General features: G+C 69.7%; 11 protein-coding genes and 1 pseudogene. 2 read left to right on the top strand and 10 right to left on the bottom strand.

Annotation, left to right across the window (positions count from 1 at the left end; genetic code table 11):
* The first annotated feature begins 423 nt into the window (after positions 1 to 423).
* Positions 424 to 768 carry a DUF3140 domain-containing protein gene (locus NE857_RS15095; protein WP_254421566.1) on the top strand — a complete coding sequence of 115 codons (345 nt, stop codon included), beginning with the start codon at positions 424 to 426 and terminating at the stop codon, positions 766 to 768.
* A gap of 49 nt (positions 769 to 817) precedes the next feature.
* Here the strand turns inward: NE857_RS15095 and NE857_RS15090 are convergent, their stop codons facing one another.
* Entirely contained in the window at positions 818 to 1,816 is a 999-nt protein-coding gene (locus NE857_RS15090) for a threonine ammonia-lyase (RefSeq protein WP_254421565.1), read from the bottom strand.
* Between the two features lie 49 nt (positions 1,817 to 1,865).
* On the opposite strand from NE857_RS15090, the gene NE857_RS15085 reads away from it, so the two are divergent.
* Complete coding sequence (locus NE857_RS15085) at positions 1,866 to 2,459, top strand: flavin reductase family protein (protein ID WP_254421564.1); 594 nt, start codon at positions 1,866 to 1,868, stop codon at positions 2,457 to 2,459.
* 55 nt (positions 2,460 to 2,514) lie between these two features.
* Here NE857_RS15085 and NE857_RS15080 read toward each other — a convergent pair whose 3' ends face one another.
* The 9 genes and pseudogenes from NE857_RS15080 to NE857_RS15040 all read right to left on the bottom strand — a co-directional run.
* On the bottom strand, positions 2,515 to 3,186 hold the full coding sequence (locus tag NE857_RS15080) for a maleylpyruvate isomerase family mycothiol-dependent enzyme (protein ID WP_254421563.1): 672 nt from the start codon (positions 3,184 to 3,186) through the stop codon (positions 2,515 to 2,517).
* Positions 3,187 to 3,286: 100 nt separating this feature from the next.
* Complete coding sequence (locus tag NE857_RS15075) at positions 3,287 to 4,360, bottom strand: lytic polysaccharide monooxygenase (protein WP_254421562.1); 1,074 nt, start codon at positions 4,358 to 4,360, stop codon at positions 3,287 to 3,289.
* Positions 4,361 to 4,440: 80 nt separating this feature from the next.
* Positions 4,441 to 5,799 (bottom strand): cellulase family glycosylhydrolase, encoded by a 1,359-nt coding sequence (locus tag NE857_RS15070; RefSeq protein ID WP_254421561.1) that lies wholly within the window; start codon positions 5,797 to 5,799, stop codon positions 4,441 to 4,443.
* Between the two features lie 59 nt (positions 5,800 to 5,858).
* Positions 5,859 to 7,268, bottom strand: a complete 1,410-nt coding sequence (locus NE857_RS15065; protein ID WP_254421560.1) for an endo-1,4-beta-xylanase — start codon at positions 7,266 to 7,268, stop codon at positions 5,859 to 5,861.
* 77 nt (positions 7,269 to 7,345) lie between these two features.
* Positions 7,346 to 10,024: a glycoside hydrolase family 48 protein gene (locus NE857_RS15060; protein ID WP_254421559.1), complete on the bottom strand. Its 2,679-nt coding sequence runs from the start codon at positions 10,022 to 10,024 to the stop codon at positions 7,346 to 7,348.
* 245 nt (positions 10,025 to 10,269) lie between these two features.
* Positions 10,270 to 12,045: a glycoside hydrolase family 6 protein gene (locus NE857_RS15055; protein WP_254421558.1), complete on the bottom strand. Its 1,776-nt coding sequence runs from the start codon at positions 12,043 to 12,045 to the stop codon at positions 10,270 to 10,272.
* A 360-nt stretch (positions 12,046 to 12,405) separates the two neighbouring features.
* On the bottom strand, positions 12,406 to 13,023 hold the full coding sequence (locus tag NE857_RS15050) for an FMN reductase (RefSeq protein WP_254421557.1): 618 nt from the start codon (positions 13,021 to 13,023) through the stop codon (positions 12,406 to 12,408).
* Positions 13,020 to 14,123 (bottom strand): LLM class flavin-dependent oxidoreductase, encoded by a 1,104-nt coding sequence (locus NE857_RS15045; RefSeq protein ID WP_254421556.1) that lies wholly within the window; start codon positions 14,121 to 14,123, stop codon positions 13,020 to 13,022. The genes NE857_RS15050 and NE857_RS15045 overlap by 4 nt, the downstream gene beginning before the upstream one ends.
* A gap of 213 nt (positions 14,124 to 14,336) precedes the next feature.
* A pseudogene (locus tag NE857_RS15040) lies at positions 14,337 to 14,684 on the bottom strand (ADP-ribosylation/crystallin J1); the annotation flags it as partial.
* Positions 14,685 to 15,069: the final 385 nt, after the last annotated feature.

Here is a 15,069-nt window from a genome sequence, read left to right as displayed (position 1 = left end):
TAAATTTGTTTATTACAAAAATTTATGATCCTGGTTGCAGATCAGTGCATTTTTCTTTTTCAGGAGATAACTGAAAGGACCCGGACGAAGGCCCCGGCCGCCTTCGGCAGCGGCCCGAGCGGAGTCGGGCACCTCCCCTGACACGTCATCCAGAAGCGCAAGGCTCCCGGGCGTCCGGAGCGGGTCGGCTGCCCCGCGCAGAGCCGGGCCTGCCTCCGGGGAGAGGCGCACGGGCAGCGGCTCCGCACGGAACCCTCCGGACCCGGAACGAACGTATGAACGCGAGATGCCACGGGTAGCCGTCATGGGTGAGGGTGGTGCGTGGGGCGTTCGAACGCGTCTGCGCCGCCGACCGCGCGATACCGGGAAGCACCCGGCCGTGGACCGGTGCCGGTGCGCCCACCGAGAGAAGGGGAGATGGCGATGGCCGTAAGCGATCCGAACACCGACCGTATCTGGGAAGAGTTCCACACGTCGGTCAACATGACCGGTGAGGAGCTCCGCCGATGGCTTCTCACCGACGCTTCCGGGGAGGACGCCCTTCCGGCCTCGGGCGGTGTCGACGCCGAGGGAGAACAGATCGTTCGGCTGCTGAACAAGCGCAGGACCGATGTGACCTCCTCCGACCTCGAACTCATGGAGCGGGTCTCCGGGTTCGTCCGGGAGCAGCTCTCGGACCCCCGCCCCGAGGACGATGCCTGGCGTCGAAGGCTGATGCGCGTCGGTCACGACCCGCTGGGCCCGGGGTCCGAACCGATCGACCTCTGATGGGCGCATTCGCGCCGGGGTCCAGTCGGGAACCGTCCCGGGAGGCGGCTCACGACCTGGCCTGCCCCGGGCCGTTGCCCGGGGCAGGCCAGGTCCGGGCCACGAGCCGACCGAACAGGTGCGGGTCGACGTTTCCGCCGGAGACCACCGCGACCGTGGCCTGCGGCCGACCCGGAACCGTGTCGACCTTCCCCGCGAGGACCGCCGCCGCGGCCAGGGCACCGCTGGGTTCGGCGACCAGGCGTGCGCCGTGTGCCAGTGCCGCCACCGAGCGGGCGATCTCGTCCTCGGTGACGGTGACGATCTCGTCCAGGCGGGCCGCCAGGTGCGCGAAGGTGCGTTCGGACAGGCAGGTACGCACCCCGTCGGCCATGGTCCGGTAGGTGAGCTCGGGGTCCCAGGTGACCAGTCGCCCCTTCCGAAGGCTCTCGGCGGCGTCGGCGGCCAGCTCCGGTTCCACGCCCACCACCCGGACCCGGTGCGGGTGCACCGTCCAGGCGGCCGTGGCCACCCCGGAGGCCAGCCCTCCCCCGCCGACCGGCACCACGATGGTCGTGACCTCGGGCGACTGTTCCAGGATCTCCAGTCCCACGGTGCCCTGACCGGCGATCACCCGGGGGTCGTCGAAGGGCGGGACCAGTGCGAGGAGTTCGCGGTCACGGAGGTCGGTGGCGGCCGCGAGGCGTTCGGCGGGCGGCACGGTCACCACCCGGGCGCCCAGGGCCCGGATCCGGTCCACCTTGATCTCGGGCGCGCCCTCGGGCACCACGACGGTGCAGGACACCCCCTGGCGGGCGGCGGCATGGGCCAGGGCGAGGCCGTGGTTTCCCGAGGAGTGGGTGACCACCCCGTGTTCGCGCTGGACCGGGTTGAGCAGGGCGACGGCGTTGGTGGCGCCGCGCAGTTTGAAGGCGCCGGTGGGTTGGAGGCTCTCCGGTTTGAGGAGGAGGTCGGCTCCGTCGGGGGCGGCGGTCAGCGGAGTGCGCACCACATGGCCCTGGAGGCGGGTGGCTGCGGCCCGGACGTCATCAGCGGTGACCAGTTCCATCGGCCGAGTATGCCACCGTGTGCCCCGGCACACGGGATAATCGTTGCCGATGCGTACCGAACACACCCCTGACGACCTGCCCGGCCGGGCGTTCTACAAACTGATGACGTCGCTGGTGGTCCCGCGCCCGATCGCGTGGGTCTCCACCACCTCCGAGTCCGGTGTGGACAACCTGGCCCCGCACTCCTTCTTCACCATCTCGTGTACCGAACCGCCGATCGTGCAGTTCACCTCGGTGGGGCGCAAGGACTCACTGCGCAACGCCGAGGCGACCGGCGAGTTCGTGGTCAACCTGGCCACCGAGCCGCTTCAGGACCAGATCAACGCGAGCGGGACCGACTACCCGCCGCACGTGAGCGAGTTCGACGCGCTGGGCATCGAGCGGGAGGCCAGTACGGCGGTACGCCCGCCGCGGGTGGCCGGGTCCCCGGCCGCGGTGGAGTGCGCCCTGCACTCGACCCTGCGGCTGGGCGACTCCACGGTGGTCTTCGGCCGGGTGCTGAACGTGGCCGTGAACGAGTCCGTGGTGGTGGACGGCCTGCCGGAGGTCACCCGGCTGCGCCCGATGGCCCGTCTGGGCCGCAACGAGTGGTCCACCCTGGGCGAGGTGCGCGCGATCGACCGCATCCCCTACACCCCCTGACCCCCTGTGCCTGTAGCGGTCGTACACGGCGTACGCCCGCGGGGCTGGTTCACGGTCACACGGCCAGGTCTGCCTCGGGCGCGGGCAGGGTGGGCAGGAACGGGGCCACCGGGGCGGGGTCGCCGCCGGTCCAGTCCATGGCCAGGATCTGGTTGACGCTGCGACGACCGGTGACCGCGCGGGCCAGTTCGAACGCGGTGCCGCGCAGGGTGAGCCGGCCGTCCTGGCCGAGGTTCCACTCCTGGCCGGTGTCGGTGGCGACCACCCGCACCGAGGGGGCTCCGGCGGGCCAACCCTTCGCCAGACCGCCCAGCGGGAACTCCGCGAGCTGGTCGGCGTCCTCGGCCTGGGCGGTCAGACCCAGGGCACCGCGGATGTCGTTCTCGTGGTGCCACACGTCCAGGGCGGGAAGGGAGTAGCGTCGGCGCTTCTGGGTTCGCAGGAGCTCCACCAGGTCGGGGCCGGTACGGGTCCATTCCGCGGTGACGCGTTCGATGTTGTGGCCGGCCCGGGCCGCGACCTGCCGGTCGGTGACCTCGTCGGTGGCCGGGGGTGTGACGTCGCCGTTGACGACGTCCGCGGCGAGCCCGGCGAGGTGGGCGTAGACCTGCTGGACGGTCCAGTCCGGGCAGGCGGGCACCACGGTGCCGAGCTGCTCCCGGTCCAGGGTGGCGGCCAGCTCCAGCAGTCGGCTCTGACAGTTCTCGTAGATGCGCGCGGAGTCCATCGGGCCATCGTAACTAACACCGTTAGGAAACGTGGGCCCGGCCCCGGTGTGCCTCTGCCCGGGGCCGGGCCGTTCAGTGAGCGTTCGAGTCCAGTGGAGGTCAGTTCTCCTGGCACTCCACCCGGGGCTCGATGTTGGCTCCCTCGAAGGTGGCGGTGAAGCCGAAGGACGTGCTCTCACCGGCCGCGAGGGTGCCGTTGTGGGCGACGTTGGAGGCCTCGAAGTGCGCTCCGTGGTTCACGACCGAGGCGTTCCAGATGTTGGTGATCTCCTGGCGGTTGGCGAAGACCCAGTCCACCATCCACCCGGAGGCCCCGTCCTCACCCGCGGTGACCTCGACCTCCGCCTGGAAGCCGTTGGACCACTCGTTGGTGACCGTGTACTCGGCCGTGCAGTACTCGGCCGCGGGCGGGTCCGTGGGATCCGGTGTCGGGTCGGGGTCGGTCGGATCCGTGGGATCGGGCGTGGGGTCGGGGTCCGGATCCGGGTCGGGTCCGGGGCCCGGGTCGTCGCCGAAGACGACGTCGGAGCAGTTGTAGAAGGCCTCCGGGCTGTCGGAGCGCTCCCAGACCGAGTAGACGAGATGGCGTCCCTCACGGTCGGGCAGGTCCACGTCCCAGTAGTACTCGGCGCCCGCCACTCCGCCGCTGCGCAGCGGCGGGTCCACGGCCTCGTCGATCAACTCCAGGTCATCCCAGTTCAGGGGTGAGTTCGGGTCCCAGCCGTCGACCGTGACGTAGGTGAAGAAGGTGCCCGGGTGGGGAGCCCACGCGTTGTGGTGGAACTCCACCGTCGTGTTCGGCTGCAACTGGGTGGAGGGCCAGTCGGTACGGGCCGCGTTGAAGGCGCTGAACTGATCGGTGGGGCCGCAGAGCTCGCCGTCGGCGACGAAATCCCGGTGCTGGCCGGCGGAGTTGCTGATCAGGTTGCCGAACCAGTTCCAGAAGGCGTAGTCCCCGCCCTCGGCGAGGGCGTCGGCGCAGGCCGGGTTGACGGGCTGGAGGGCGCCGCCGGAGCTGCCGCCGGTGGCGTCCTGGAAACAGGCGTAGGTACGGGAAGCGGGGTAGGTGAAGGCCCCGTGGGCCTCGGCTGGCTGGGGGGTGGCGACGACGGCGTAGCCGATGGCCAGGCCGCCGAGCGCCAGCGTCGTGGCGATGGTGTGACGTGACCTCATGGGTCACTCCTCCTCCGGTCGGGGGGAACCCGGCCGCGCGTCGTGCGCGGCCGGGGGCGGGCGGGGGCGGAAGGCCCCGGTCAGGGCCCGGAGGTGCACAGCACGTCGGGTGCCGTGACCGTTCCGGTGTGGGTGCCGGTGAAGCCGAACGAGGCGGTTTCACCTGCGACGAGCGTGCCGTTGTGAGCGGCGTTGGCCGCGGTGGCGGTGGAGCCGGTGGTGCTGACTCCGGCGTTCCAGGCATGGCTCACGCTCTGGCCCTCGGCGAGGTTCCAGGTGGCGGTCCAGCCGTCGAGGGAGGCCAGGGCGGTGATGGTCACCTGTGCCTGGAAACCGCCCGGCCACTCGCCGACCACCTCGTAGGAAGCGGTGCAGTCACCGTCAGCGGGCGGGTCGGTGGGCTCCTCCGTGGGCGGGTCGGTGGGTGGGTCGGTGGGACCGCCGTCCCCGCCGTAGACGGGGGCCTCGACCGAGGTGTCGGCGATTCCGTCGGGACCGTGGAAGATGCGCTCGCCCCAGGGGGTCAGGGAGTCGACGTCGAAGTTCTCGACCATGTCCAGGTACGCGACCCCGGCGCTGTTGCCGCTCCAGGACCAGCCGATGTAGCCCAGGCCGAGCCGTTCGGTGTGGTGCATGATGGCGTCCTCGTCGGGGGTGCCGTCACTGTGGTCGAAGCCGAACTCCCCGACGATGAGGGGCAGCCCGCGCTCGGTGAAGTACTCCAGGTAGTCGACGATCACCGACTCCTGCTCGTAGACCCCGTACATGTGGATCGAGAACACGGTGTTGGCGTGCGGGTCGGAGTCGAAGACGTCCTGGGCGCCCTCGCGCATGATCCCCTGCCAGTCCTGGCCCCAGTTGGGGGCGTCCACGACCAGGGTGTGGTCGAACCCGGCCGCGCGTAGCCGTTGGATGGCGTCGGAGGTGTCGTCGGCCCAGCCCTGGTTGGTCACCGCGTCGTTGCCGTAGGGCTCGTTGCCGATGTTGACGAGGACGTGGTCCTCCTCGCCCTCGATCACGTCCTGGATCCGCAGCCAGTAGTCGACGGCCTGGTCCAGTGTGCCGGCTTCGGGATCCTCGCCGTAGCCGGTGGTGTCGTGGACCTCCAGCATGCAGATCAACCGGTTGGCCTTGCAGAGCGAGACCACGTTGGCCACGTCCGAGGGCCCGTTCTCGTACCAGCGGTCACCGCTGCTGAGGACGACGCGCACCGTGTTGGCGCCCAGTGACTTGATATCGGCGAAGGCGCCGGTCTCCTGCGTGTACCAGGAGTGGGGGTGGCTGACCCCGCGGATGACGAAGTCATTGCCCGCGGCGTCGACGAGGCGGCCCTCGCTGACCCGGAATCCGCTGTCGGCGTGGGCGGGCAGGACGTGCACGAGCAGAGCGGCGATCAGGGCGAGGACGGCCGCCGAGGCGATCGTCAGGCGTTGTCTCATGGAGGCTCCGTTCTGGAGGGGGCGCGGCCCCGTGCCCTCACGCACGGGGCCCTGACGGGTCATCGGATGGTGCAGCTCTCACTGCCCAGGGAGAACCCGCCGGGGACTGACGGAGCTCCCGCGTGGGTGGTCTGGAAGCCGAAGGAGACCTGCCCTCCGGGTGCGATGGAGCGGTTCCACTCCACGGGTCCGGCCGTCACCGTGGTACCGCTCTGTTGGATCAGGGAGTTCCAGGCGGAGCTGATCTGCTCGCCGGAAGGACGCTCCCAGGTCAGGGACCAGTCCTGGACCGCGGAGCCTGAGCCGTTGTGCACGGTCACCTCCACCACCGCTCCCTGACCCCACTGGGAGGTGAAGTCATAGGCGACCTCGCAGGTCCCCGTGCCCGGTTCGCCCGGTCCCGGGTCGTCCGGGCCGTTCTGGCCGTCCCCGCCCAGGGCCTCGTGGATCGACCAGTAGGCGGGCTTGGCCTCGTAGTCGTCATCGATGGGCAGGGCCGCGCCCTCACCCGTGAAGTGGTCCGGGACCCAGGAATGGGCGTCGGTGACGCCCCACACCGTCACGCCTGAGCAGCCGGAGACCGCGAGGCAGGCGTCCATGACCTGGGTGTAGTCCCTGGCCTGCTGTTCGAGTTTCTGCTGGGTGACGGGCATCGTCATCCGGATGTCGAGTTCGGTGATCATCACCTCCAGGCCCAGGTCGGCGAAGCGCTGGATGTTCTGCTGGATGTCCTGGGGCAGCTGCCCGGAGATGAGGTGGCCCTGGAGGCCGATGCCGTCGAGCGGTGCGCCCTGCGCGAGCAGGTCCTGGGCCAGTTCGTAGTAGGCGTCGCTCTTGGCGTTGATCCCGTCGATGTTGTAGTCGTTGATGAACAGCGTGGCTTCGGGGTCCGCCGCTCTGGCCATGTGCAGGGACTGAGCGATGAAGTCCTCGCCCAGGACGCGGTGGAACACCGAGTTCCTGAACTGGGCGTCGTCGCCGATCGGCTCGTTGACCACGTCCCAGGTCTGGATCTGCCCCCGGTAGCGGCCCATGGTGGTGTCGATGTGGTCTTCCATGACCTGGGTCAGTTCAGCCGGGGTGAAGCTTCCGTTCTCCACCCAGGAGGGCAGCTGGCTGTGCCATACGAGTGTGTGGCCGTGGATCTGTTGACCGTTCTGTTCGGCGAACTCCACGAGCCGGTCGGCCCCGGACCAGGAGTACTGGCCCGGCTGGGGCTGGACGCTCTCCCACTTGAGGTCGTTCTCGTGGGTCACGGAGTTGAACTCCGTGGCGGCCGTGCGTCGGTAGTCCGCGTCGTCCAGGAGGTGGGAGGCGACCGCCGCTCCCATCCTCAGGCCCTGTTGGTCGGCCAGGTCGCGGAGCGGGGGCGACTGCGCGTGCGCGGGGGTGGCTGCCGCGGCGGCCAGGAGGACGGCGGCGGTGACAGAGGCCAGCACTGTCTTCACCGGCCGGGGGGTTGTGGGCATGGTGCCTTCCTTGTGTCGCTGGTGGCACGGGGCCGGGCGGTGCGAGAGGGCCCGGCCCCGTTGGCGGCTGCGGTCTCCTAGGACCCGAACAGCTCTCCGTGGGTCGCCAGTGCGGTGGCGACGTCGACCTGGGCCCAGAAGCGGTGGTAGGTGAACTCGGGAACCGGGCCCCCGTCGAGGTAGTCCTCCACCTGACCCCAGTTCGGGTCGTCCTGGTAGAAGGAGCGGATGGAGGCGAAGGTGGCGTCGGAGTCGATGACGTCACCGTTGGGCATGGTGCCGGTCCAGCCCTGGGGGACGTAGGTTCCCTCTCCGGTGGCCGGGTCGTAGGGGTCACCGAAGCGCTCGTAGTCAGCCCTGGTCTCCGGGATGGCCACGCCGAGGTCGCCCTCGTGTTCCAGGAGGGCGTCCAGCAGGGCTTCGGCGGTCTCCAGGGATGCCTCGTCCCCGGTGGCGGCGGAGTAGTGCATCAGGGTCTTGGCCAGACCTGCCGCGATACCGACGTCCTGGTTGTGCGAGACCACCTCGACGCTCAGGCCGGTGTTACCGGTGGGGGTTCCGGTCCAGGTGTCGGGCGCGCCGCTCCATTCCATTTCGGCGGGGATGGCGAAGTCGCCGTCGGTGCCGATCGTGGTGTTGGCGATCGCCCAGGGCACCCAGGAGTCGAGGACGTCCCCGGCTCGCTCGTCACCGGTGAGGCGGTGGTACTCGGCGACCCTCTCGATGTCCCAGACCTGGAAGCCGAACCACTGGTTGGAGGGCGGGTCGTGCCAGACGGGCTTCTCGTCGTAGTACATGCCGTAGAAGGTCGGAGTACCCGCGGGCGGCTCGCCGTAGACGCCCTCCCAGCTGTTGGTCGCGCCCCCGGCGATGCCGCCGTCGGAGGACTGCAGCCACTGGATGAACTCCAGCTGGCGGTCCAGGCTCACGCCCCAGTCGTCGGCTCCGGTGGCTGACCGCGGGCGCAGCGCCTCGGTCTCGGAGAGGGCGTAGGCGGCCATCACGTTCTGGTAGCCCTGGTGAGCGGAGGATCCGCCGATGCGCCAGGCCCAGGGGTACTCGGCGCTCTCCAGGGCGCCGCCCCAGGAGTAGTACCAGGACAGCAGGTAGTGGGCGGAGTCCCGGCCCGTTCCGGGCGGGCAGGACTCGGCGCCGACGCAGTCGCCGACCTCCTTGAAGTACTTGTCGAACATGGCGTAGCGCAGGTAGTCGCCCATCATGGACGCCTTGGCGACGCTGTCGGCGATGTCGGACTCGTTGCCCTGCTCGGCGGCCCACTCGTGCGCGAGGTAGGCGACCTGGACCGCACGGGCGTCGGCGTCGGGCGCGTTGGTGTAGCGCCACTGCTCGGAGTAGTTCTCGTCGTCGGTGAACAGGTCGAGGTAGCCGTTGTCGCCGCCGTGCGCGAAGGTCTCGCAGGAGGGGTGCGGGACGGTCTCCCAGACCGACTCGTTGGAGCCGCGCTGGAAGGTGTTGAAGTAGGCCGGGGCGTCGTCGGTGCCGTCACCGCAGAAACCGAAGCCGTAGGTGTTGTCCACGTCCAGCAGCCAGTGCATGCCGTAGACCTCGTCGGTGCCGTACGTACCGCTGAGCTCGTCGGCGAGGGGGTCCTGCCCGACCCCGACCTCGGGCCGCAGCGGCATCGGGTAGTCGCTGGGCCGCAGGGACTCGGCGATGTAGGTGGCCGGTTCGGCGGGGTCGTAGGAGGCGTTCGTGGGCTGGTCGGCGGTGCCCGGGATGATGAACTGCTCCATGGACTCCCAGGCGGAGTTGAACGGGGCCCAGTCCTGGGTGATGCGGCCGTAGGTCGCCTCCAGCCACAGGTAGTAGCTGTAGGCCTCCGAGGTGGTGGCGTGGCCGTGGTCCGGCGCCTCGACGATCAGGGTCTCCACGGCGTGGTAGGGCACCAGAAGTCCGTCGAAGTCACGGAAGTAGCCGCTGTCGGGGTCCTTGATCCTGTCGTACTGGTCGAGGAAGCGCTGTTCGTAGTCGCTGGTCGCCTCGGCGCGTTCCCTGGCGGTGACGACGACGGACTCGTAACCCGGGGCCGAGAGGGTGAACTCGGCCTGGGCCGGTGCGCCGGAGGAGGTGCCCGAGGAGGCGACGGTCACCTCCTGGGGGGTGTCCCAGTCGGTTTCGTCGAAGGACAAGGGCTGTGCGGAGCTCACCGACAGGGTTTCGCTGCCCTGGGTGCGTTCGACGGCGACGTCCACGGCGCTGTCGGGTTCGGTGGACAGGGCCACCTCGAAGCCCGCCTCTCCCCCGGGGTCCAGGGTGATCGTGGCGGGTTCGACGAGCAGGGCGTGCTCCTGCGCGGGGGGTTCCTCCTCGTCCGCACAGTTCACTCCGTTGAGGGTGAAGTTCTCCGGGACGGGGTTGTCGCCGCTGTGGGTGGCCTGGAAACCGAAGGTGGTGCTCGCACCCTGGGGCAGTCCCGGGGCCCAGGCGGGGCCGGTCGCGGTGACGGACGCGGCGTCCTGGGAGACCTCGGCGTTCCAGGCGTTGGTGACCTGTTGGCCGGAGTCGAAGTCCCAGCCCAGGGACCACTGGGAGAGGTCGGCCGACTCGTTGGTGACCGTGACCTCGGCGGTGAAGCCCGAGCCCCAGTCCTGGGTGAGGCGGTAGTCGACCGAGCAGGGGCTCTGGGCCTGGGCGGGGCTGCTCGGTAGCAGTGCCGCGACCAGGACCGCGGTGACGAAGAGGGAACCAAGGCGCGGGCGTCGGCCCGGGGCTCGGTCTGAGCGGGGAGTGATCACGTTGTCCTCCTGCGGGGGACCCTGCTCGGCGCGGACGGTGCCCGGAGGCGGGCGCGGGCGCGGCGGCGCCACCGTGCGGGCGCACGAGAGGGGATGGTTCTGTGGAGGGGCCGGGGCGGTGCCGCCGCCCCGGGCCGGGTTCTGCGTGAGATTTCGCGAACGCGGTGTCACCGGGCCGGGCGCCCGCCCCGGAGGGGAGGGGGAGGGGCAGGCGCCCGGCGGTCGGGATCTCTACCGGAGGGTGGTCACTGGACCGGGGGGTAGGCGTTGGCCAGCAGTTCCTGGAACTGCTCGGAGAACCAGTGGCCGGCGACCGGCGCGTCGGGCAGAGCGCCGCTCATGTTGTGGTTGTTGCGCGGGTTGCCCTCGTAGGTGGGGTCGCACATCCGGTCGAAGCCCTTGCCCTCGTCGTTGGGGATCTCCTCGCTGGAGCCGTCCGACTCGCCCGGGGGCTTCATCCACACGTAGGCGTCGATCCCGGGCTCGGGGGCGGTGGTGGGGCGCTCGCCCAACCCGGCACCGGCCTGGTTGCACCAGTTCCCGTACTGGATGCGGCGGTCGAACCGGCCGCCTTCCACGTAGGCGTTGACGTCGGTGGTCGGACCCGCGCTGGTGGGCCGGTCGGGCCCGCCCCAGCCGTTGCGGGAGGTGTCGATGAGCATCCCGATCCCCGGGTCGAAGCCCTGGGAGACCAGTTCCACGCGCAGCGCCTGGGCGAAGGAGAGCTCGTCGACGTAGTTGTTCCAGTCCACCCAGTCGGACTGGCGCACCGGTGTGCCGTTGATGGTCTCACCGATCGCGAAGTGCTCCTCCCTCAGGGCCGAGTAGTTGGCGGTGTTGGCGATGAAGCCGTGCACGTCGTCGGGGGTGGCACCGTTGGCGTTGGCGGCCTCGTAGAAGAGCGCGGCGGAGGGGGCGAAGTTGTCCTCCCAGCCGATCCAGCCGTGGTGTCCGGCGTCCACGTAGTTGTAGACGTTGCTGATCGCCCCGAGCTGGGCGAGGGCGTAGCCGACCCCGTTGACGTAGTTGCCGTTGGCCAGCATGACGTCGCACTCGGGCGTGGACGTCTCACGGGGCGAGATGTTGGTGATCAGGTTGGGCAGGGAGTCGATCTCGATCGTGGTGACCACGCGCAGGGAGGTGTCCTCGTAGTCGCGCAGGATGTCGGCGATCGGGTCGATGTACTCCGACTCGTAGCGGTCGATCTCCTCGGGGCCGAGTTCACCGTTGGAGGCCAGGGCCGCGCAGTCGCGGCCGGGCAGGTTGTAGATGACCAACTGGAAGACCAGCGGGTCTCCCCCAGCCTGTTCGACCGCCTCGTCGAGGTGGTCGCGCAGCCCCATGTCGCCCGTGGTGGGGCTGTCGTTGCCCTCGATGGCGCTGGTCCGGTCCATCCACACCCCGGTGGGCTGGTCGGCCACGGCCTCGCCGCCGGGCTCGGCCGCGGCGTTGGCGGACCAGATCGGGTTCACGTAGACGTCCGCGCCCACGTAGGGGTTGTCCACCCGCTCGCCGGGCGTGGGATCGGGGTCCGGGTCCGGGTCCGGGTCGGGATCGGGGTCCGGATCCGGGTCGGGCCCCGGGTCCACGCTGCCCTCGCAGAGGACCCCGTTGAGGGTGAAGTCGGTCGGGACGGCGTTGCTCCCGGAGTACGCGGCTTGGAAGCCGAAGGAGACGGTCGCGTCCTGGGCGATGGCGGCGTTGTGTCCGGCGTCGGTGACCGAGACGCTCTGGCCGGACTGGCTGTGCGTGCCGCCCCAGGCGTTGCTGATCTGCTGGTTGCCGTCGAAGGTCCAGTCCAGGGTCCAGCCGTTGACCGCGCTTCCCAGGTTGGTGATCTGGACGTCGGCGGTGAAGCCCGAGCCCCAGTCGTTGAGCTGGTAGTCGACGGAACAGCCGGTGGCGGCGGTGGCCGGGGCGGAGGCGGTGAGTGCGGTGGCCACACCCAGGAGCAGGGCGGAGGCTGTGGCAAGCGCCCGGCGGGGCAGGGTTCTGTGAGAGGAGGAGGGGGGTCTGCTCATCGTGGTTTCCTCGCGTAGGGGGGTGCCAGGAGTGTGAGCTTGCGGGGAACGTCGCATCACTTCCGGAAAACATCCGGAAGGGCGACGCGGGGTACGGCGCCTCGGAGGGACGGGACTACCTCCCGCTCCGGGCCGTACGCCTGCCGGTCGTGGTGCGGTCCAGACGGTGCGCTGAGGGTCCACCCCGATTCGGGAGCGCTCCCATACAGCGCTTTCCGGAAAGTTAACACCATTGAAAAGCAACTGCAACGGGTGATGAGAGGAAAACTCAACGGAACTCGCATCCGGCCGCCCCCGGCCACCGCGCCCGTTTCCCGACCCTGGGGTCCGTTCCCGCCGGGGACCGGCGGGAACGGACGGTCATCTCCCCAGGCCGGACATCAGATCGGTGAAGGGAGTGGGTTCCTCGTAGGGGTCGGCCGCGGCCGGAGCGTTCTCCGTGGCGAGCATGGCCAGCTGCCGGGCCGCCCGGGTGATGCGCTCGGCCAGTTCGCGGCCGCCGCTCTCGCCCGCGCCCCAGTCCTCGGAGGCCGCGTAGACGCCAGTGGGCACCACCACCGAGCGGGTGTAGGAGAACATCGGGCGCAGCGCGTGCTCCAGCACCAGCGAGTGGCGCGGGCTGCCGCCGGTGGCGGCCGCCAGGACCGGCTTTCCGTCCAGCACGCCGGGTTCGACGACGTCGAAGAACGACTTGAACAGGCCGCTGTAGGAGGCGTTGAAGACCGGGGTCACCGCGATGACCCCGTCCGCCTCGGCGATGTCGTCCAGGACCCCGGGCAGGTCTCCGGTGGGGACCCGGGTGGTCATGGCGTTCATGATGTCGTGGGCCACCTCGCGCAGCTCGACGGTCCTGACCTCGGCCTTCTCACCGCGGTCGGCCAGGGCCTCCTCGGCGGCACCGGTCAGCCGGTCGGCGAGCAGGCGGGTCGAGGAGGGGTTGCTGAGCCCGGCCGTGACGGTGACGAGCTTGCGGGTCATCCCTGGACCTCCGTGTTCGTGGTCGCGCGCTCCTTCGCGGCCAGGAGCGAGGCGTGGGTGGGCGCGTCGGGCACGTGCTCGGGCTTCTTCGCGGCGAACTCCTTGCGCAGCACTGGGACGACCTCCTCGCCGAGGAGGTCCAGCTGCTCCAGGACGGTCTTGAGCGGCAGACCCGCGTGGTCCATCAGGAAGAGCTGGCGCTGGTAGTCGCCGAAGGACTCCCGGAAGCCCAGGGTACGGTCGATGACCTCCTGCGGGCTGCCGACGGTCAGCGGGGTCTCACGGGTGAACTCCTCCAGGGAGGGGCCGCCGCCGTAGACCGGCGCGTTGTCGAAGTAGGGCCGGAACTCCTTCACCGCGTCCTGGGAGTTCTTGCGCATGAACACCTGTCCGCCCAGCCCGACGACGGCCTGGTCGGCCCGGCCGTGGCCGTAGTGCTCGAAGCGGCGGCGGTACAGCGAGATGAGCTTCTTGGTGTGGGTGGCGGGCCAGAAGATGTTGTTGTGGAAGAAGCCGTCACCGTAGTAGGCGGCCTGTTCGGCGATCTCCGGGCTGCGGATGGAACCGTGCCAGACGAACGGCGGCACGTCGTCCAGCGGGCGCGGGGTGGAGGTGAAGCCCTGCAGGGGAGTGCGGAACTTGCCCTCCCAGTTGACGACGTCCTCGCGCCACAGGCGGTGCAGGAGGTTGTAGTTCTCCAGCGCCAGCGGGATGCCCTGGCGGATGTCCTGCCCGAACCAGGGGTAGACCGGTCCGGTGTTGCCGCGCCCCATCATCAGGTCCACCCGGCCGTCGGCCAGGTGCTGGAGCATCGCGAAGTCCTCAGCGATCTTGACCGGGTCGTTGGTGGTGATGAGCGTGGTGGAGGTGGACAGGATGATCTTCTCGGTCCGCGCCGCGACGTAACCGAGCATGGTGGTGGGCGAGGAGGCGACGAAGGGCGGGTTGTGGTGCTCGCCGGTGGCGAAGACGTCCAGACCCACCTCCTCGGCCTTGAGGGCGATCCGCACCATCGCCTTGATCCGCTCGCCTTCGGTCGGCGTACGTCCCGTCGTGGGGTCGGTGGTCACGTCGCTGACCGAGAAGATTCCGAACTGCATGGCCGTTCCCCGATCCAATTAGCTTCCCAGGAAAATGCTTTCTATGAAACTATCATGCCGAACCCCCGACTGGGCCCAGGTATTCCCCCGCACCTACCACGGCAGACCATCGCGTACACAAAGGCGGGGCCGGTGCACGCGCGCGCACCGGCCCCGCCCTGCTTGCCTCGCTCCCGTTTCCCATCCCGAGGGCTCCCCCGCCGGGACCTGCCCTTCGGGCGGCAAGGACCTCACCAGCTCGATCTCCCCGTGGATGTGGGCGTTGAACTCGGCCAGCTCCCCGGCGGGCACCCACAGCTCCAGGATCGTGCTCCCGCCCACCTGCTGGACGGGATACCGGGAGGCGAACCCGGCCTCCACGCGGAAGCGGGTGACGTGTCCCTCCCCAGCACGTGGCAGGTCCCACTGACGGGCGATCCACGGCGCGTGGTCCTCGTTCAACAACGGGTAGAAGACGGGCCGCCCAGGAAGGCGCGGCGGCCGCTCACGCCAGCCCGAATCCCTTACCAGCGCGAGTTCCACGGGCCCGGTGGGCCGCCACAGGGTCATCAGTTCGGGTATGTCCGCCTCCTTCTCCACCCGGGTTCGAAGGGGAGCTTGGGGTTACGTGCCCCAGTCCGCACCCGCTTTTTACCGGGCCGGATGAAAATCCGCCGCCAGGGCGGGAACACCTCACCTGTACGAAGCGTTCTTACAGGTGAAGCACCCCAGACCGACCCCGACCCCAACAATCCCACCAGCGTCTGTGCGAAGCTTCGAACATCACCTTCAGACCATGCGCGGTTGTACGCGTTCGTGTCGGCAATGGGGGTTTCCGACACGGAACCATCGCTACAACCGCCTTCCCAGCGGCCAGACCGCACCTAGTGCGTAGGCCGCGCGGTCGGGTCCCACGTTGGGGGACGTGGGACCCGGCCAAGACCTGGCGAATACGCGTGTTCGTGCC

The sequence above is a fragment of the Nocardiopsis exhalans genome, assembly GCF_024134545.1.
Taxonomy (GTDB): Bacteria; Actinomycetota; Actinomycetes; order Streptosporangiales; family Streptosporangiaceae; genus Nocardiopsis; species Nocardiopsis exhalans.
This window is presented reverse-complemented; position numbering and strand designations above follow the sequence as displayed.